This is a genomic window from Helcococcus kunzii ATCC 51366, from assembly GCF_000245755.1.
Classification (GTDB): Bacteria; Bacillota; Clostridia; order Tissierellales; family Peptoniphilaceae; genus Helcococcus; species Helcococcus kunzii.
The window spans coordinates 1,490,701-1,510,937 of the sequence record NZ_JH601088.1 but is presented as its reverse complement, the minus strand read 5'-3'; the positions used below and the strand labels follow the sequence as shown (position 1 = coordinate 1,510,937).

The 20,237-nt window shown below is 28.9% G+C and carries 14 protein-coding genes and 1 other annotated feature; of the genes, 12 read left to right on the top strand and 2 right to left on the bottom strand.

The genetic code is table 11. The annotated features are described in order from the left end of the window. Positions 1-119: 119 nt before the first annotated feature. On the bottom strand, positions 120-983 hold the full coding sequence (locus HMPREF9709_RS06925) for a YihY/virulence factor BrkB family protein (RefSeq protein WP_005398884.1): 864 nt from the start codon (positions 981-983) through the stop codon (positions 120-122). Positions 984-1,061: 78 nt separating this feature from the next. Between HMPREF9709_RS06925 and HMPREF9709_RS06920 the strand changes: the two genes are divergently transcribed. From HMPREF9709_RS06920 to pepF, 9 genes are all read left to right on the top strand, one after another. Further along, on the top strand, positions 1,062-2,216 hold the full coding sequence (locus HMPREF9709_RS06920) for a hypothetical protein (protein ID WP_005398883.1): 1,155 nt from the start codon (positions 1,062-1,064) through the stop codon (positions 2,214-2,216). A gap of 43 nt (positions 2,217-2,259) precedes the next feature. Beyond that, positions 2,260-2,498, top strand: a binding site (T-box leader). A 1,158-nt stretch (positions 2,499-3,656) separates the two neighbouring features. After that, on the top strand, positions 3,657-5,243 hold the full coding sequence (locus HMPREF9709_RS06915) for an ABC transporter substrate-binding protein/permease (protein ID WP_005398882.1): 1,587 nt from the start codon (positions 3,657-3,659) through the stop codon (positions 5,241-5,243). 5 nt (positions 5,244-5,248) lie between these two features. Next, positions 5,249-5,974: an amino acid ABC transporter ATP-binding protein gene (locus HMPREF9709_RS06910; protein WP_040464144.1), complete on the top strand. Its 726-nt coding sequence runs from the start codon at positions 5,249-5,251 to the stop codon at positions 5,972-5,974. Positions 5,975-6,355: 381 nt separating this feature from the next. Next, positions 6,356-7,684, top strand: coding sequence for an APC family permease (locus HMPREF9709_RS06905; RefSeq protein WP_005398880.1), 1,329 nt, complete (start codon positions 6,356-6,358; stop codon positions 7,682-7,684). A gap of 385 nt (positions 7,685-8,069) precedes the next feature. Then, positions 8,070-9,143, top strand: a complete 1,074-nt coding sequence (locus HMPREF9709_RS09670; protein WP_005398879.1) for an amidase domain-containing protein — start codon at positions 8,070-8,072, stop codon at positions 9,141-9,143. After that, positions 9,130-9,486: a hypothetical protein gene (locus tag HMPREF9709_RS06895; protein WP_005398878.1), complete on the top strand. Its 357-nt coding sequence runs from the start codon at positions 9,130-9,132 to the stop codon at positions 9,484-9,486. Before HMPREF9709_RS09670 ends, HMPREF9709_RS06895 begins: the two co-directional genes overlap by 14 nt. 190 nt (positions 9,487-9,676) lie before the next feature. Next, positions 9,677-10,600, top strand: coding sequence for a nucleotidyltransferase family protein (locus HMPREF9709_RS06890; protein ID WP_005398877.1), 924 nt, complete (start codon positions 9,677-9,679; stop codon positions 10,598-10,600). Further along, a complete protein-coding gene (locus HMPREF9709_RS06885; protein WP_005398876.1) occupies positions 10,600-11,694 on the top strand; it encodes a phosphotransferase enzyme family protein in 1,095 nt (364 codons plus the stop codon). The genes HMPREF9709_RS06890 and HMPREF9709_RS06885 overlap by 1 nt, the downstream gene beginning before the upstream one ends. Before the next feature lie 20 nt (positions 11,695-11,714). Next, positions 11,715-13,517, top strand: a complete 1,803-nt coding sequence (gene pepF, locus HMPREF9709_RS06880; protein ID WP_005398875.1) for an oligoendopeptidase F — start codon at positions 11,715-11,717, stop codon at positions 13,515-13,517. A gap of 511 nt (positions 13,518-14,028) precedes the next feature. Here the strand turns inward: pepF and HMPREF9709_RS06875 are convergent. Beyond that, positions 14,029-15,237 carry an FprA family A-type flavoprotein gene (locus HMPREF9709_RS06875; protein WP_005398874.1) on the bottom strand — a complete coding sequence of 403 codons (1,209 nt, stop codon included), beginning with the start codon at positions 15,235-15,237 and terminating at the stop codon, positions 14,029-14,031. A 103-nt stretch (positions 15,238-15,340) separates the two neighbouring features. On the opposite strand from HMPREF9709_RS06875, the gene HMPREF9709_RS06870 reads away from it, so the two are divergent. The 3 genes from HMPREF9709_RS06870 to HMPREF9709_RS06860 are packed head-to-tail and all read left to right on the top strand — an operon-like array spanning position 15,341 to position 20,183. Continuing rightward, positions 15,341-16,297: an Abi family protein gene (locus tag HMPREF9709_RS06870; protein ID WP_005398873.1), complete on the top strand. Its 957-nt coding sequence runs from the start codon at positions 15,341-15,343 to the stop codon at positions 16,295-16,297. A gap of 18 nt (positions 16,298-16,315) precedes the next feature. Next, positions 16,316-17,455, top strand: coding sequence for an exonuclease SbcCD subunit D (locus HMPREF9709_RS06865; RefSeq protein WP_005398872.1), 1,140 nt, complete (start codon positions 16,316-16,318; stop codon positions 17,453-17,455). Further along, positions 17,442-20,183: an AAA family ATPase gene (locus HMPREF9709_RS06860; protein ID WP_005398871.1), complete on the top strand. Its 2,742-nt coding sequence runs from the start codon at positions 17,442-17,444 to the stop codon at positions 20,181-20,183. The genes HMPREF9709_RS06865 and HMPREF9709_RS06860 overlap by 14 nt, the downstream gene beginning before the upstream one ends. Positions 20,184-20,237 lie beyond the last annotated feature (54 nt).

The window sequence follows — 20,237 nt, the reverse complement described above, 5'->3', positions numbered from 1 at the left end:
ATAGCTTTTTTTATATTTTAAGTTTTTGTTCATCAATATTTGATGTTTTAAAGTTATTTTGGATTCATTAATTCTTATTGAAAAATCTAACCATCAAATATTTCAAATATTGATAAATTCTATTTATCCTCTTTAATTAGACCGTGTTTCATATCAGTATATGTTTTAATAAATATTGCACCATATATTATCATTTGACATATAGCTAATAGCCAAACAAGTGTTACAAGTAAACTACCAAGTGATCCATAAATAGATGGAGATCTTGATAACGTGTCATTTGTAAATCTATAAAATAGAGTAACTAATGCTATGCCAAGTGTCGCAAATGCAGCACCAATTGTTGCAGATTTAAAACTAATCCTATTTCCTCTGTTAAATGATGGAGCATATCTATAAAACACAATAAATATTACAATTGAGAAAATTAAAGGCATAACGGAATTTAATCCACTAAAGAAAAATGAAGCAATATTTGAAAGTACCGGATATCGGTCTGTGAATTTTAATATCAGTTCAGCAATCGTATCATTAAACACTGTAAATAGCAAAATGCTCGCCATTAGTACCATAAAAATAACAGTATAGAATACTGAAAAAATAATTTCATAAAAGGGAATTTTACCTGTTAAATCCACTTCAAATATTTTATTTAATGCTTTTACCAAACCTAAAAATCCTCTAGAGCCAAGCCGAATTGATGACAATATGGCAATGATAGAAAGTGAAGAGGATTGACTATTAAAAATATTCTCTATAATTGGCATAAAGATATTCTTAACATCATTTGGTAATTGTCTCATCAAATTATAGACCAAGTCTTGAAAGCCTGGAGCTATATAGATCAATACATGTGATAAAAAGACAAGTAAAGGAATAAATGAAAGCAGTAAGTGATATGCCAAATATGTTGATGCAAAATCTGCTTCATTCTCACTTAATAATTTAATAAAGTGCAAACCAAAGTTTTTAATTTTTTTCATATGCCCCCCTAATTTAATATTTATTATACTATAATGTCAATAAAATTTGAATTATGTTATAATCTTTTTGAGGTTGATATGAAAAGAAATAAAGATAAAAAAATCAATGAAAATAAATATTTGCCAAGAAAAAATAAATACATGTCTAAGGAAGAAAGACAAAAGCTAAGAAGGAGAAAAAACACTCTATATAGGATCAACTATATGAGATTAGCTATTTTACTTTTTTCACTCGTGATAGTGTTATTTCTTCTAATATTCGGTATTTACAAGGCTGTGAGTCATTTTACTGACAAAAATACCACAAAAACAGAAGAAACATTTGAAGAATCAAAGAAAGAATTCAGTTCAGAATACAAAGCAGGGGAAACCTCAAAGAAAATAGAAGAGATAAAATCATTCCTAAAAAATAAGGATGAAAATCTCCGTAAAGATATTGATACCTATCTATCAAAATACAATTTAGACAAAAATAAAATCAATCTTGTCTATAGTAAAATTACCGATGATAAGGAAGATTCAAGTAAAATAATTGAAGAGGAAAAAGACTTTATTTATTCTTCAAAAGAAAAATTGCCATTAAATAATGCAAATATCTTCATTATATCCATGATTGCAGAAGATATGGAAAGAAAAGGTAATTTAGATCTAAATACTATTGTAGATTTAAAAGAGAAAAAGGAAACATCAGAAGAAACAAAATCTGAATCAGAGAAAAAAACTGAGACAACCTCTGAACCAGAAACTACTTCTGAAAATATCCCATCAAAGACCATAACTTTGATGGACTTAATAGATGACATGATTATCAAACCAGAAACTTGGAAAATAAAGTTAGTTTTAGAATATGTTGAAAAAGCAGCAAGGGCCGATTGGAAGACTTATGCAAATAAATTCTACAACTTATCAATCAATACACAAAATGAAATGCCACTTAAAGAAATCATCGATGTTTATAAACTAGCCTTCAAAAAAGACAATGGCCAATTTAGATATAGAAGAACAGTAGACTCCTTGGTTAAATCTTCCCAAGCCAATAAAGATCTATACTATATAGAAACCAACAACTTTATGGGATTCATTGGAGTATACGAATATGCCTACACTATGGAAATTGCATACATAATGGGAGAAAAACCTTATGTATATTTTATTCAAACAGACTATTCTGATAAAAGTATTAGTACAGAATTAAGAAACATAATAAACAATTGGCACAAAATTTACAACTAAATACCAATTGACAATATCCACATTTATTGTTAAAATTAAGAGAATAAATGCGATGAAAAGATGAGTATCTAATCCGCTTCATTTACAGCGAGTCTAATATGGTGAAAGTAGACATTGAATGATTTAGAGAATAAAGACTTGGAGCAGCGTTTTGGATTTATTGATAAAACGACGTGGTTTGCACGTTACAGCAAAGGAGTATGATAGTACTTGCTAAGGTATATATTGTGAAATATATATAAAATTAGGTGGTAACACGAAGTTGAACTCTTCGTCCTAAGTCGAAAGACTGGACGAAGAGCTTTTTTTATGACCTAACTTAGCCTCTCAGCTAATCGAAGATTAGCTGACGGCTAAAGTAGGTCAAACGCATTGCGACACAATGATAAAGCGACCGAGTAGGGAGCTTTGAATTGATGTAAGCAGGCGGAAAATGACGTTTACTGAGACCCAATTTCGCAAAGCGAAATTGATGGTCGAAGGTATCCAGGGAGTGCCCAAATCTTTGATTTGGTGCACGAGTCGGAAACTTAGCCTTTCAGGCGATGCGTAGCATCGTCTGAAGACAAAAGGAAGCTAATCTTCGATTAGCTGACCTTTAAAATGCGTCAGTTGTAGCTTTATCATTAATTTTACATGTGTAAACGTAGAATATTTATATTCACATGTAAAAGTTAAGAAAATTGTAGGCTGGAATTATTAAAAAAGTAAAAATTACATGTGTAAATAAGGAAATTGGAAATACACATGTATGGAATTTTTCAAATTACATGTGTAAATTCAAAATCTTAAAATACACATTTAAGAAAAAAGAAGAAATTACATGTGTAAATTGGAAATTCTAAAATAGACATGTAATTTTAGAATTTCCTGATTAAAACGCAAAATGCAAAATAAACAGGAAAGAAAAAACGACAAATTTCCTGATTAAAACGCAAAACGTAAAAAAATCAGGAAAGAAAAAGTGGCAAATTTCCTGATTAAATCGTAAAACTAGAAATAATCAGGAAAAACGGATAAAAAATTTTCCTGATTAAATCGCAAAATGGCAAATAGTCAGGAAAGACTTTCCTGACTAAATAGAGAATTCCAAAATAATCAGGAAAAAACATCAAAAATCTTTCCTGACTAAATCACAAAACGTAAAAAAATCAGGAAAAATAGCAAAAAATCTTTCCTGATTAAATCGCAAAAACGAAAAAAATCAGGAAAACCTTCAAAATATACAAAACCCATAAATTTACCAACGCCACAAATTCATCCAAAACCCACCAATTTACCAACACCACAAATTCGTCAAAACCCACTAATTTACCAATACAAATAATTCAGAATTAAGTTACATTCCAACGGAATGTAACTACATTATAAATAACTACAGAAAAACCAAATATAGATAAAACCAAATAAAACAATGAAACAAAATAATATGGAGGAAATATGAAAAAGAGGATAATGGTTGTTCTGCTTGTTTTTGCAACAGTGTTTTCTATATTACCTGTGCAATTTGTAAATGCGAGCAATGAAGGGCAAAGTGTTCAGAGTGATGAGCAAGGAAAGAGAAAGACGTTGAGGGTTGGTATGGAGGCGGCTTATGCTCCATTTAACTGGACTCAAGGTGATGATGCAAATGGGGCTGTTCCGATTGAAGGATCAGAGAGTTTTGCAAATGGATATGATGTGCAAATCGCAAAGATTATTGCGGAAAAATTAAATATGGATCTTATTATTGTGAAGACTGAATGGGATGGCTTATCTCCTGCAGTTCAGTCAGGTAAGATTGATGCTATTATTGCAGGGATGAGTCCAACTGCTGAGAGAAAGAAACAGATTGATTTTACAGATAATTATTATCATTCAAATTTAGTGCTAGTTACAAGAAAAGATAATAAGTATGCGAAAGCTAGATTTTTAGGAGATTTTGAAGGGGCAAATGTTGTTGCTCAGTTGAATACTTTTCATGATAAGGTGATTGACCAAATTCCAGGAGTTCATCATGGAGAACCAATGACAGATTTCTCTGCTATGAGGGTAGCCATTCAGAGTGGAAAGGCCGATGCTTATGTGGCTGAAAGACCTGAAGGGATTTCTGCTGAAATGGCAAGTAAAGATTTCAAAATGGTAGAGCTTGAAGATGGATTTAAGACAAAACCTGAAGATACTTCGATTGCAATTGGTTTGAAGAAGGGGTCTGAATTATTGGGACCAATTAATAAAGCACTGAGTGAAATAAGTGTAGAGCAACAAATTGAAATAATGGACAATATTATTGCTATTCAAATGGGAAAAGTGAAGGAAAATAGTATTTGGGATATCGCAGTAAATAACAAGGATTTGTTTATTTCTGGGACAATCAATACTATAATTATTTCATTGATTGGTACAATAATTGGACTAGCAATTGGAATGATTGTAGGGATTATAAGGACCATTCCAAAGTTAAAAAATGTTATTTCTAATTTTATCGTAGGAATGCTAAAAGTGATTGCCAATATTTATGTTCAAGTAATTAGGGGAACACCAATGATGGTTCAGTCCATGATTTTCTATTATGGATTACAACAATTCTTCGATATTGATGTGTCTCCGATGTTATCTGCATTTATCATCGTTTCAATCAATACGGGTGCATATATGGCGGAAGTTGTTAGAGCGGGCATAAATTCAATTGATAAGGGGCAGGTTGAGGCGGCAAAATCTATAGGAATGTCTCACATTCAGACGATGTCAAATGTAATACTTCCTCAAGTGTTTAAAAATATCATTCCAAATGTAGGGAATGAGTTTATAGTTAATATTAAGGATACTTCAGTGTTGAATGTAATATCTGTTCAAGAGCTATTTTTCTCATCAAAATCAGTTGCTGGGTCAAACTTTAAGTTTTTCGAAACATATATTATTACTTCTGTAATTTATTTGGCGTTGACATTGAGTATTACAGGACTATTGTATATGCTTGAGAAGAAGCTTAGAGGTTCTGGAAGTTACAAGATGATTGAAAAAGATGTGTTGAGCAGTAGCAATTAGAGGTGATTATGAGTATATTAGAAGTTAAAAATTTAGTAAAATCTTATGGAGATAATCAAGTATTAAAAGGAATAAATTTCTCAGTCGAAGAAGGAGAGGTAATCACTATAATAGGTTCTTCAGGATCTGGAAAGTCTACATTATTAAGATGCTTAAATCTATTAGAAGAACCAAATTCAGGTGAAATAATCTTTGAGGGAAGAAATATTCTAGATAAAAATATCGATGCTAATACCCATAGAAAAAACTTGGGAATGGTGTTTCAACAATTTAATCTTTTTGACAATATGAATGTCCTTAAAAACTGCACAATTGGACAAACTAAAGTTTTGAAAAAAGACTATAACAAAGCAAAAGAAAAAGCTCTTCATTACTTAAAATTAGTAGGAATGGACAAGTATCAAAATGCACGCCCTTCACAATTATCAGGTGGGCAAAAGCAAAGAGTTGCAATTGCAAGAGCGTTATCAATGGAGCCAAAAGTCTTATTATTTGACGAACCGACTTCAGCGCTTGACCCTGAAATGGTTGGTGAAGTGTTATCAACAATGAAACACCTTGCAGACCTAGGATTTACAATGATTGTAGTAACACATGAAATGGAATTTGCAAGAAAAGTTTCCGATAGAGTTGTATTTATGGATAAAGGGATAATATTAGAAGACCTTTCCGCAGAAGAAATGTTCACAAATCCAAGACATGACAGAACGAGAGAATTTTTGAAGATATAGCGAAAAGACTGTTGAGAAATGTCAATCAGCATTTCCAACAGTCTTTTTATATTGGTTCTTTTCATTGAAATTAGAGCTATAATTATAATATATTTTAGATTTACGAGGATAATCCTGATTTTTACAAGTATCATCGTATGAATTTTACTTTGTGGACGAGGATAATTTTGAATTTTGTAAGTATCATCGTAATTAACCAGTCATAAAGACGATGATATTTTCATTTTACAGAATTATCCTCGTCCCCCCACCAATTTTTATACGATGATATTTTCTTTTTTTTATTATCAACGTACAGATGTTGCCTCTCCTCATAATATTACTAGTTTTTATTTGTATTTATCAAAAAATAAAGTATAATTTATAAAAAGGCGGTTAATTATGAATAAGAAGAGATATGGGTTATTTACAACTATTGCCATGATTGTAGGTATTGTTATCGGGTCGGGAATATATTTTCGTGCGGATGACATTTTTACATACACAAATGGTAATTTAGGATTAGGGATTATTGTTTTAACATTGGGTGCAGTATGTATAGTTTTTGGCGGCTTAAGTTTTGCTGAATTTTCAAAAGATTATATACCTGAAGGCGGAGTAGTTTCATTTTTTGAAAAATTTGTTTCTAAAAGATTTGCTTACGGATATGCGTGGTTTCAGTTATTTATCTGGATGCCCACAGTCTCTGTAGTTGTCTCATGGGCGGCAGCACTATATACATTTATGCTATTGGGTATTGAGGCGAGCTTTTTTCATCAAGTCGTGCTGGCATTAGGTTACAATCTAACACTGATTTTTGTAAATTATTTTTCAAGATATTTTGGTGGGCTAGTTCAGAGATTATCAACGATAATAAAATTATTACCGCTATTTATCATTGCAATTTATGGAATGTTTTTCTCTGAACCAATAAGCATTTCAAATATATTTGGAGAAAATTTCATAAAAGAATTTAGCAATTATGGATGGTTAACGGCTTTGGTGCCATTGGCGTATTCATATGACGGTTGGATGATAGCATTAAATATAGCACCAGAAGTTGTAAATCCGAAGAAAAATATGACCAGAGCATTGGTATTAAGCCCATTTTTTATATTACTAGTTTACCTTTTATATATTATTGGGATTTCAAATTTACTAGGATCAAGTAAAATATTAGAATTAGGAGACTCAGCTGTATTTGAAGCTGGCAAAATTATTTTAGGTAATCGAGGAGCGAACATTTTACTTTCAATTATAGTAATTTCTGTATTGGGTGTGGCAAATGGTGTATGTTTGGGAGCGATAAGACTACCACAACGTTTTGCGAGCAAAGGTATCATCCCAAGCTTTGGAATAAAAAAATCTCAAGTCGAGAGTGAAGAGTTAGAATTAAGAGGGAGCATAATTTATGCAATATTAGTAACAATCTGGACGGTTATTCATTATTTTGTAATGGAATATCAAATATTTAATGGTAGAGATATTAGCGAAATTTCCATAGTTTTCTCATATATATCATATATTTTGATATACATAAAAGTATTTATGAAATTAAAAGAAGAAGGTAAAAAACTTAAATTAATAATACCGATAATGGCTATATTAGGGTCACTGATGATATTTTTAGGCTCGTTAATTGCAAGTCCGAAATATGTTTCGTTATTTATTGGGATTTGCGTAGTTTCAATAATAATTGGATATAGGTATCAAGGTAGAGAGTTAGAGTAAATCTGACTCTTTTTTTATTAAAGAAAAAGATAAGACGTGAATATATATTGTATATATTATAATAGATTATTATAACATTACTTTAGTTACTATATTAACAAAAAAGGTAAAGCTTGTAATAATGTGTTTTAAACTAAGCCATTCATTATGTTTCAAATTTTCAGATATTAAAAATTATTAATATATAAGCTATATATATAAGTTAAAAAATACTTTTATTAACTAAAATATTGACATTAAAATTCAGAGCTGTTAAACTAATCACAAATAAAAAAAAAGAAAGAGGTGGTGTGAAAGATAATATAATATAATAAAATTTTTTTTATAAAATAGAAGGTTGATAGATTACCTTAAAATCTAAATTTATAATATTAAGGACGAGAAAATGAAGAAAAAATTTATGTTAATTATATTTCTAATAATTTTTAGTATTGGTACAAATTTAAGTTATGCATATGAAGAATCAAATTTAAATTATAAGACGATGGTACCTAGAATAAATATTAAAGATAAAAAAGAAAACTTATATGTTCAATTTTCTGATCAAAATCATGAATTTGAAAAGTTTGTAAGAAAAAATTATGTTTTGTTAGATAAAATGCAAAAAAAATATAATATTAGTGATAAAATTTCTATAAATAATTGGGAAGAATATGAAAATGTAATAAAGAAAGAATATAATGAAAATAATTTGTCTTCAGAGAATAAAGAAATGATTGACTTTTTTGATATTTTTGAAAATAAATATAAAAATGACGAAATTATTAATAAAGTGAAGTATAAAGATTTTGAAGGTTTAGAGTTTTTATTACCTTCCAATTCAGATTATGTTGAAAATGAAATAGGTAAAGGTTATGATTTAGATAATACAGATATTTCTATAATTAAAAGACAAAAAGAATTAGGAATTTCTTTTAGAGCTACTAAACTTCCCAATATGAATTCCGCAATATCATATGCGATAAAATATGCTAAAAATCCAAATACAAAAAAATATCATTATTTCAGAAGTGGAGATTGTGCAAATTTTGTATCTCAAATTTTAGAAGCGGGAGGAGTTAAACAAACCGTGTACAAAGAAAGACATAAAGGTTGGTGGCATACAACAGGTAATTGGCATATACCATTTGTTGGAAGTGAACATCAACATTCGCAAGCATGGTCAATGGCAGATACTTTTGTAAGATATATGGGAATTTCTAGTACAACAACCAATCATGAAACTTTCAGTGCGAGAATAAATAAAGGCACAATAATTGCAGCTGATTTTTCAAATGATGGAGATTGGGATCATGTAGCATTTGTTGTTGCAGCAGATAACTATTCTAAGAACTATTCTGGAAAAAAATATTATGATTATAAAGTTGCGCAACATACAAGCAATTATTTAGCATGGACAAGTTCAAGTGAAAATGGATGGGAGAATATAAAAGGGAGATTTGCAATTGTTAGACAATAAATCAGATTGGATAAAATCATTTACCATTTCTATGGCATCAATAGTGCTTCTACTTTTTGTTGAAAATATATATAGTAGAGCGTTAATCAGTATTTATAACAGACATCCTTTAATAGTTATCATTTTAGGATTGATTTGCTTAGGTACATTCTTTATCAAAGGAGAAAAATATAAATATGTACTTACAGCATCATATTATATATTATATGGAATGTTATTATACAGACTATTTTTTGAAATGAAACATATAGACCTATTAACTAAGACATCTATTGTTTTTTGTGTATTATCATTAATAATGTTTGTGGTATATAATTATATTACTTTTGCAAAAAGAAAATAATTTTGAGTAAATAAAAATATTTTAGATAAAAAAATTTAAAAATAAACCGAGGGGTTAGAGTAAAATCTGACTCTTTTTTTATTTTAACAAAGTAAACTTTTTAATTTGCAAATTAAGTAGTATAATTGATATTAATACAATAATATTTTACAGATACAAAAGGAGATGTATTTTTAATACGAATATATTTATGAAGAAACCCGTTTTAGTAATTATGGCTGCTGGTATGTCTAGTAGATATGGCAGCTTGAAACAGATTGATCCTATTGATAAAGAGGGGAATGTAATTATAGATTTTTCTATTTATGATGCGATTAAGGCTGGATTTGAAAAAGTTATTTTCATTATTAAAGAAGAGATGCTTAGTGATTTTAAGGAAGTTATTGGTGATAAAGTTTCTAAACATATTGATGTAGAATATGCTTTTCAAGATTTGAGAGACATTCCAGCGGAACATGAGATACCTGAAGGTAGAGTAAAGCCTTGGGGGACAGCTCATGCTATTTATAGCGCGAGAAAGTATATAAATGGACCATTTGCTGTAATTAATGCCGACGACTATTATGGCAGAGAGGCATTTAAAAAGATTTATGATTTTCTAGTAGAATCTGAAAATGATGATAAATATAATTACGCCATGATTGGATATAGGTTATATAATACAGTTACTGAAAACGGAACGGTTTCTAGAGGTATCTGTGAGGTAAATGAAGATGGATTTTTGGATAATGTAACAGAGAGAACTAAGATTGCGAAATTTGATGATGGTATCAGATTTACAGAAGACGATGGAAATACTTGGTGTGATCTTGATAGCAATTCTTATATCTCAATGAATATGTGGGGATTAAATGAAAGCTTTATTGAAGAGATTGAAAAAGAGTTCCCTTCATTTTTTGAACATGATGTTAAGAAAAACCCATTGAAGGCGGAGATATTCATTCCTAAGTTAATTGCTAATTTATTAGAAAGAGGAAAAGTGAGAGTTAAGGTGCTTCCAACAGATGAAAAATGGCATGGAGTGACATATAAAGAAGATAAGCCAATTGTAGAGAGAGAAATTCAAAAATTAAAAGATAAAGGACTGTATTCACAGGATATTTGGAGCGAGTAATGGTAGAAATTAAAGATATAGTAAGTAAATTCGATTTAGACGGTGATTTTGTTTCATCAAAATCATATGGTAGTGGACATATAAATTCAACATTTATGGTAGAAATGAAACATGGAGAAGAGCTTGTAAAATACATTCTTCAAAAGATTAATACAAAAATATTTACCAGACCGGCTGAATTGATGGAAAATGTAGAAAATGTAACTAATTTCTTAAGAAAGAAAATTATTGAAAATGGTGGAGACCCAGAAAGAGAAACAATCAGAGTAATAAAAACTAAAGATGGGAAAAACTATTTTAAAGATGATGAAGATCAATATTGGAGAATGTATAATTTCGTAAATGATGCTAAGAGTTATGATGTGATTGAAAATAATGAAATTTTTTATCAATCTGCTGTAGCATTTGGAAATTTCCAAAAGTTATTAAATGACTATCCTGCGGAAACACTTCATGAAACCATTCCAGATTTTCATAATACTAAAAAGAGATTTGCAAGATTTAAGCAAGTAGTTGAAGAGGATAAATTAGGAAAAGCTAAAGATGTTCAAGATGAAATTAATTTCTATCTAGAAAGAGAACATATCGCTAATGCATTAATGGATTTAATAGAAGACGGTAAATTACCTATACGTGTTACACATAATGATACAAAATCTAACAATGTTTTGATTGATAATGAAACAGGTAGAGGAATTTGTGTCGTTGATTTTGACACAGTATTACCTGGAGTGTCTGTAAATGACTTTGGTGATTCTATTAGATTTGGTACAAATACTGGACTTGAAGATGATATAAATTTAGATAATGTTTCCTGTGATTTAGAAAAATATGAAGCATTCACAAAAGGATTTTTAGAAACTCTAGATGGAAGTTTAACTGATACTGAAATAGACAATCTTCCACTAGGAGCTCTAACAATGACATTTGAATGTGGTATTAGATTTTTAGCCGATCACCTAGAAGGTGATGTTTATTTCCATACTGCAAGAGAAAATCACAATTTAGATAGAACAAGAACACAAATGAAATTAATCAAGGATATGGAAGATAACTGGGATAAGATTGAAGAAATTGTCAATAAATATAGATAAAATGCAGAAAAGGAGTTGCGATGAAAAGAGAAGAAGCAAAATTGCATGAAAAATGGGACATGAGTCTTATTTTTGAAACTGAAGAAAAATATGAAGCTGAAGTTGAAAGCTATAAGAGTAGAGTTGATGATTTTGTAAACAAATATAAAGATAAATTGGATTCAAAAGAAAAAATTGAAAACTCATTAAGAGATTTAATCAAACTTGCTGAAATGTCTTCAATTATGGGCGCTTATGCTGGCCTTCAAACTGAAGTTGATGCATTCGATGAAAAAGCTCAAGAGAGATTAGCAAATTTGAGAAATGTTTTTGCTGAATATGATTCTAAACTTTCCTTCTACGAAAATGAATTATTAACAGTAGATAATGCTGTATTAGAAACAGTTAAGGAAAATGAAGATTTCAAGGTTTTTGTAGAAGATCTTTTAGATCGTAAAGCGCATACACTTGAAAGTGAAGTTGAAAAGGCATTATCTAAATTATCAAATGTTTTATCATTTCCATATAAATTATACAATGATACAAAATTCAGAGATATTAATTTCCCAGATGTGGAAGTAAATGGTAAAAAATACCCATTATCATATAATATTTTTGAAGGTGAAATGGAATACGAAAATGATACTGATTTGAGAAGAGAAGCATTTAGAGTATTCTCCGAAACTATTAGAAAATATCAACATACAACAGCAAGCACATATAATGCACAAGTTCAAAAAGAAAAGACAATGGTAGAGCTAAGAAACTACAAAGATGTTTTTGACTATAATTTATCTTATCAAAAAGTTAGTAGAGATTTATATGATAGACAAATGGATATCATTATGGAAGAATTATCTCCACATATGCGTAGATATGCGAATGTGTTAAAAGCTGTACATGGATTAGACGAAATTAGATATTCTGACTTAAAGATAGAAGTAGATCCAAACTATTCACCATCTGTAAGTTATGAAGATGCGAAAAAATATGTTTTAGATGGATTATCAGCATTAGGTGAAGATTATCTTGCTATCATAAAGGAAGCATTCGATAATAGATGGATTGATTATGCAAATAACGACGGTAAATCAACAGGAGCATTTTGTTCATCTCCTTATGGAGTACCATCATATGTTTGTATGACATTTAATAATAAGATGAGCGATGTGATGACATTAGCTCACGAACTTGGTCATGCTGGACATTTCCAATTAACACATATGAATCAAAACATTTTAAACTCCGATCCTTCAATGTATTTTGTTGAATCACCTTCAACAACAAATGAATTACTAGTTGAAAACTATTTATTAGACTTAGCTGAAAAAAATAATGATAAAAGAATGAAGAGATGGGTGCTTTCACAAATGGTTGCAAAAACATACTATCACAATTTTGTTACACATTTACTTGAAGCATGGTATCAAAGAGAAGTGTATAAATTGGTTGAAGATAATAAGCAATTAAATGCAAATATCTTAAACAAAATTTTCAAAGAAACACTTGAAAAATTCTGGGGTTCAGATGTAGTCTTAGACGAAGGTGCAGAATTAACATGGATGAGACAACCACATTATTATATGGGACTATATTCTTACACATATTCAGCAGGATTGACCATTGGTACACAAGTATCACAAAACATCAGGAAGAATGGTAAAGAATCTGCTGATAAATGGATTGAAGTATTAAAAATGGGTGGCACAAGAAAACCAGTCGAATTAGCTAAAGCGGCGGGAGTAGATGTCTCAACAGATGAGCCATTAAAAAACACTATTGCATTTATAGGCTCATTAATTAAAGAAATAGAAGAAATTTCAATTGAATTAGGTGAAATGTAATAGGCTAAATAATAGAGAGGCTAGGGATTAGTTTAGGTGAAATGTAATAAATTTCATTAGAGGGAATTTGTTACGGAGCATATTTTATATCTAATGATTTGGAGCTGTTGCAAAATAACGATTTGGTTATTCTGTAACAGCTCCTTTTTTAGAACATAATAATTTATACATATTTTTGCCAATTTGAAAATCTATGTATAAACTCAAAGAAGAGTTTATACATAGATTCTAATTTTTCTTTTTTATGTATAAAATTTTTGGAAATTTTATACATGTTTTGTTATTTTTAAGTATTATATGTATAAATCCCTCAGCTCCTGTTATACACATACTAGGTAGTATAAAGGATATATGTATAATATCTGGAAAAATTTTATACATAAATTCTAGAAAACGAGTTTTATGTATAAGAGTATTTTTATTTTATACATATATTGCTGGATTAAGGAATTTATGTATAAGAACATGATAGTACAAGCTAATCATTACAATTAAGAATGTCCTAAACTATCTATTCCTCAAAACTCTCAACTATTCTATCTACTAATTTTTCTAGTTCTGGTCTTTTTTCTTCATCAACTGAAGATGTAAAACTTAACATATCTGGATTAATTATTTCAATATTTCTCATTGAAGAGAAGTGTTCAGACATGATTTTGCCTGCTCTGGATGCCCAGGAGCCATTTTCAATTATGGCCACTTTTCTATTTTGAAGATTTAATAATTTTAGTTCTTCAATAATATGGTTTACTTTTGGATAAAGTGACATATTGTAAGTGACGGATGTGAATATCATATGAGAAAGTCTAAATGCGTCTGCAACTATATATGACATTTCTGTTTTTGAAGCATCATACACTTTTATATTGGTTATTCCTTTTTGAACAAGCATTGAAGCCATTAGATATGCGACTTCTTCTGTGTGTCCATACATTGATCCGTAAACTATCAATACACCTTTTTCTTCAGGGGTATAGGAAGCCCAAGTTTTGTATCTGTCAATCATTAGAGAAATATTCTTTCTTAGTAATGGTCCATGAAGTGGAGCAATCATTGAAACTTTAATATTGTCAAGTTTTGCTAAAGCGTTTAGTACAGGTCTACCATATTTACCGACTATATTTGAATAATATCTTCTAGCGTGAGCCATAAATTCAGCTTCATAATTTAATTCATCATCAAATAGACGACCATCTAAAAGTCCAAATGTACCAAATGCATCTGCAGAGTATAGGATTTGGTTAGTTTCATCATAAGTAAACATGACTTCTGGCCAGTGAACCATTGGAGCTTCAATAAATTTTAATGTATGTTTTCCAAGATTTAGTTCAGCATTTTCTTTTACTTCGGTGTATTTTACACTGTCGATTGGAAAGCCGAAGTTTCTACAAAAATCCACAGCTTTTGCAGTCATGTAGAAATGGGCATTAGGATATCTAAACATTATTTCTCCCAAAGCACCGGCATGATCTGGTTCCATATGGTTTACAATTACAACATCTAAATCTCTATCTTTTAGTAGAAAATCTATATTTTCGATAAATTGCTCGGCAAATGGCCAATCTACAGTATCTAATAGACAAGTTTTTTCATCTAAGATTAAATATGAATTATATGTTACACCTTCTGGTAAACTGTGTAATTTTTCAAATCTACTTGTTTGATTATCATTTACACCAATATACCATGTGTCATCTGCGATTTTTCTGAAATTATGCATAATATCCTCCTTGATTAATTTCTTTTTCTATCTAAATTATATCAAATTAAATGAAAATATCTAAAGATTAAATCTTGTGTTAGAATAGTGTTAAGGAGCTATTATGTCTGATTATTTTAAAACCATTGATGAACAAATAAAAATATTAAAACAACGTAATCTTGTCATTGAAGATGAGCAACATGCTAGAGAATGTTTATTAAGATACAATTACTATAAAATTATAAATGGTACTTACCAATATTTCTCACAAGACAGTCCTGACGTCAGAAATAAAAAATCATCATATCGAGATGGTACGGATTTCCAGGATTTAATGGATGTTCATAATTTTGACAAGCAATTAAAGAGAGTATTGCTAGGGGCAATGCTTGAAATTGAGAGGATTTCGAGGAGTATCATTTCTTATAAATTTGTTGAGAAATATCCTAAACCAGGAGCGTATTTAAATCCAAAAAATTATTCTCATACAGATAGGGGATATGTGCTTACAAATATTGATAGTATAAATGAAACGATTAAGTCATTTATGAATGAAGAAAACTATAATAGATCAATTAAATACTATTTAGATAAATATAATTCAATTCCATTTTGGTTTATTATAAATTTTGTTTCATTCGGAAAGATTGTAAACATTTATGAAACGTTGGACTATCAATTAAGAGAAGATATTGCGGATGCATTTCAGCTTATTGTAGAAGATAATATTGGCCATAAATTAGAAAAGTTTTTGACACCTACTCAATTGCAATCATTTTTACAAAATGCAAAAGACATTAGAAATGTCTCTGCACACGACAATTTAATTTTAGGATATAAGTTTAGTAGAATTGAGTATTTTGCACCGATTCATGATAATTATGAAATTAAAGATAATGACGAAAGAAATACACTATTTGATACATTGATTATTTTACAGGCTTTATTACCAAGTGAAATATTTAGTGAGACTCAAGAAAAGATAAATGAAGAGATAAATAAATTAAAAGAAAATGTTGATGAGATTGCTTTTAATAAAATAATAAAATCAATTGGATATAATAAAGTAAAATTTTAATTAAGTAAAGAGGTTACTATGAAATTTATGCATTTAGCTGATTTACATTTAGGTAAAACGGTTAATGGACATTCTATGATTGAAGATCAAAAATTTGCATTAAATAATATTATCAATCTATTAAAAGAAGAAAATATCAAAACGCTAGTTATTGCAGGGGATATTTATCAAAATTCCGTGCCTTCTTTTGATGCGATAAATGTTTTTGATGAATTTATTACGGAATGCAAAAAAAATAATATTACAATTTTGATTATAAGTGGAAATCATGATTCTTCTGATAGATTAGCTTTTGCATCTGATATTTTAGGGGATTCTAAAATATATATTTCTAAGCCATATAATGGAGAAATTGAAAAAATAAGTCTAGAAGATGAATATGGCGTTTTTAATTTCTTTTTATTTCCATATGTTAAGCCACAAGATGTAAAAAAATATTATAAAGATATTGATGCTAATAGCTATAGTGATGCTGTAAAGGCGGTTATCGATAGTATAGAAATTGATGAAGATGAGAGGAATGTAATTATTTCTCATCAATATATCCTAAATGCAGATAGATCAGAGTCAGAAGAAATATATGCAGGAGAAGCTGAGGCTGTTTCTTCACTTTTATATGATAAATTTGACTATACTGCTCTAGGACACATTCATAAAAAACAACATTTCCTTAAAGGTAAGGTTAGATATCCGGGGGCGTTATTAAAATATGCATCATCTGAAAGTTGCTATGACAAAACAATTACTATTGTAGATTTGAAAGAAAAAAATAATTTGGAAATTACTGAAAGAAGGATTGATTATCTTAGAGATATGAGAATAATACGTGGAATGTTTGAAGAGATAGTAAAAAATTCAAAAGGAGACACTCATAAAGATGACTACATACATATTGAATTGCTTGATGAAGATGATATTTTTGAGGGGTTATCAAGATTGAGAAATATATATCCAAACATTCTTACTTTTAGATATATAAATAATAGAATTGGTGAGAATAATTTAGAATTGATAAAATCATATGAAAATGCAAAAAATCCTTTAGAATTATTTGAAGAATTCTATTATCAAAGATTAGGTGTTGAATTACCAGAGGAAAAAAGGGAATTAATGAAGGAATCTATTGATAGGATATGGGGGAAAAATGAGAATAATTAATTTAGAGCTTCAAGCATTTGGGCCATTTCTGAATAGGATTCATATTGATTTTGAAAAGATTGGTAAGAATGGTCTTTTTTTGATAAGTGGACAAACGGGTGCGGGTAAGACAACGATTTTTGATGCTATTGCCTACGCTTTATATGGTAAATCAAGTGGTGGTTTCAGAGATGAGAAAATGTTACGTTTTGCTGCAGCAACACCTGATATTGAGACTTTTGTAGATTTAGAATTTGAATATAGAGATGAAATTTATAGGATCTTTCGTGTGCCAAAATATCAAAGATATAAGAAAAGTGGTGAGGGTACTACTGAAAATGGCACTAAAAGAGTTAGTCTATATCTTCCAAATGGTGATGTTATCAATGATCAAACAGAAGTAGATAAATTTATCGTTGATTTAATTGGTGTAGATATTAATCAGTTTACTCAGATTGTTATGCTTGCTCAAGGTAATTTTATGAAGTTACTGAAATCAAGTAATGATGATAAGGAGAAATTGTTTAGAGATATATTTTTCACTCAAAAATACCAGCAATTAGAGTTAGATATAAAATTAAAATATAGTGAGTTTAATAAAAAAAGGGAAAATGCAAAAACTCAATATGATGAATTAATTAGTAATTTTGATTTTACTGAAAATCAACAAGAACAATTTGTCGATATTAAAAATAGATCGTTAAATGAAGTGATAGAGTTTATTTCAAATATTAATACTGAATTAAAATGTAAAATTCAAAAATTAGACGAAGAAATAGGAAATATTTCAGATAAAATAGATGAAAAGAAGATACTAATTGAAAAGATTACTTTTTATTTTGATATAAAAAGTAAAATTGAAGAAAATAAAGAAGCTTTAAAAAGTATAAAGGAAAAATTTGAAAAAATAAAAGAGGAATATTCAACTCTAAAAGAAAAAGAAATAGATAAAGACAATATTAAAACAGAAATCCTAACTTTAGAAAGTGAATTAAAAAGATTTGAAAAACTTAATACGATTATTGCTGAAAAAGAAAAAATTAATAGTGAAATAGAAGGTTTAAAAAAGAATTTAGATAGAGGAAAAGGAAAACAACAAGAATTTGTGACAACAAAAAATCAAATAGAAGATTTTTTAGAAGAGAATGCGAAAGCTGAGATTGAGCTAAATAAAGTTCAAAACAAGATATCCATTAATAATGAAAAAACAGAGAAGTTTAATGAATTATCTTCACTAATTGAACAGCGAAAAACATTAGAAAAAAATAAAGTAAGTTTATTAGAAGAATTTGAAAATATCAAATCAGATAAAGAAATTAAACAAAAAATATATGAAGATACTGATGAGAGATATTTTAATTCAATAGTTGGCATTCTTGCTAAAGATTTAAATGAAAATGATCCATGCCCTGTATGTGGTTCAATACATCATCCAAATAAAGCTCATTTTACTGATGAAATGGTTGAAAAATCTGATGTAGATAGAAGCAAAAAGGATTATCAATTAAGTAAAGATAAGTTTGATAATCAAAGAAATAAATTAGTCGAATTAGAACATTCCTTGAATTTCAATAAAAAAGATATTGAAAAAATCGTAAAACTATTAAATCTAGGGGATATTAGTAAATTAGATATTTCGATTAAAGAATTAAATAATGAAAAAATAGAATTAGATAGAGTAAATAATAAACTAAAAGATATTTTAGAAGAAATTGAAGAAAAAGCTAAAGATAAAAAATTAGTTGATGAGAAAATTGAAGAAATAACAAAAAAAATCAATCTAATTGATAAAACTATTATTGAAAAATCTACTACAATTGATAATTTAGAGAAACAAAGAATTGATGAAGTAGAGGCTTTAGGTAACAGAGATGAAGCGAAAATTTCCAAACAGTTAGAAGAAAAGAATGATTTATTTGAAAAGTTAAAAACTTATATAGAAGATATCAGAAAAGAATACGATCAAATAAATTCAAACTATAATAAGTATGTAAATAATTTAGAGTTATACAATAATCAATTGGATGAGCGCTATAATCTTAATATTACTTTGGAAAAAGACAAGTTGGATGCATTAAATATTCAAATTGGATCTAAGAGAACACAATTTACAGACTTTAATGCAAACTTACAAAATAATAATAAGCAATTAGATAAGTTAATTTCTTTATCTAGTGAAATTGAAGAAATAGACCGATTATATTATAACTATCAAGAGCTTAATAATGTATTATCTGGTCAGCTACGTTCTCTTGAAAAAATTAGTTTTGAGTCTTTTGTTCAAATGAAATATTTAGATGAAATATTGATAGAGTCAAATAAAAGATTCTACAAAATGACTGATGGTAAATATTCTCTACTTAGAAAAGAAGAAGCGGACAATCTTAGCTCTAAATTTGGATTAGAATTAGAAGTCTATGATCATCATAATGTTCAAAAAAGAAATATTAACACATTATCAGGAGGAGAGTCATTCCAAGCGGCTCTTTCTCTAGCTTTAGGTTTATCTGATGTAATTCAAATGCAAAAAGGAGGTATAAAGTTAAACTCTATGTTTGTAGATGAAGGATTTGGTACTTTAGATAATGAGACTTTATCTAAGGTGATGTCCATTCTTTCAAACATTTCACAATATAATAAATTGATTGGTATAATTTCCCATGTTGAGACATTGAAAGAACAAATTGACAATAAAATCATAGTAGAAAAAACAAATGAAGGGTATTCAAAACTAATTCAACAAATGTGATAGACAAAATAAAATTAAATGATAGAATATATACATTGATAAACTATTACATGA

What these genes read in the sequence shown, in the direction of transcription:
- HMPREF9709_RS06875 (WP_005398874.1), bottom strand. Translation starts at nt 15,237, where the DNA reads ATGCATAATTTCAGAAAAATCGCAGATGACACATGGTATATTGGTGTA.
- HMPREF9709_RS06870 (WP_005398873.1), top strand. Translation starts at nt 15,341, where the DNA reads ATGTCTGATTATTTTAAAACCATTGATGAACAAATAAAAATATTAAAA.
- HMPREF9709_RS09670 (WP_005398879.1), top strand. Translation starts at nt 8,070, where the DNA reads ATGAAGAAAAAATTTATGTTAATTATATTTCTAATAATTTTTAGTATT.
- HMPREF9709_RS06915 (WP_005398882.1), top strand. Translation starts at nt 3,657, where the DNA reads ATGAAAAAGAGGATAATGGTTGTTCTGCTTGTTTTTGCAACAGTGTTT.
- HMPREF9709_RS06860 (WP_005398871.1), top strand. Translation starts at nt 17,442, where the DNA reads ATGAGAATAATTAATTTAGAGCTTCAAGCATTTGGGCCATTTCTGAAT.
- pepF (WP_005398875.1), top strand. Translation starts at nt 11,715, where the DNA reads ATGAAAAGAGAAGAAGCAAAATTGCATGAAAAATGGGACATGAGTCTT.
- HMPREF9709_RS06920 (WP_005398883.1), top strand. Translation starts at nt 1,062, where the DNA reads ATGAAAAGAAATAAAGATAAAAAAATCAATGAAAATAAATATTTGCCA.
- HMPREF9709_RS06925 (WP_005398884.1), bottom strand. Translation starts at nt 983, where the DNA reads ATGAAAAAAATTAAAAACTTTGGTTTGCACTTTATTAAATTATTAAGT.
- HMPREF9709_RS06865 (WP_005398872.1), top strand. Translation starts at nt 16,316, where the DNA reads ATGAAATTTATGCATTTAGCTGATTTACATTTAGGTAAAACGGTTAAT.
- HMPREF9709_RS06890 (WP_005398877.1), top strand. Translation starts at nt 9,677, where the DNA reads ATGAAGAAACCCGTTTTAGTAATTATGGCTGCTGGTATGTCTAGTAGA.
- HMPREF9709_RS06905 (WP_005398880.1), top strand. Translation starts at nt 6,356, where the DNA reads ATGAATAAGAAGAGATATGGGTTATTTACAACTATTGCCATGATTGTA.
- HMPREF9709_RS06885 (WP_005398876.1), top strand. Translation starts at nt 10,600, where the DNA reads ATGGTAGAAATTAAAGATATAGTAAGTAAATTCGATTTAGACGGTGAT.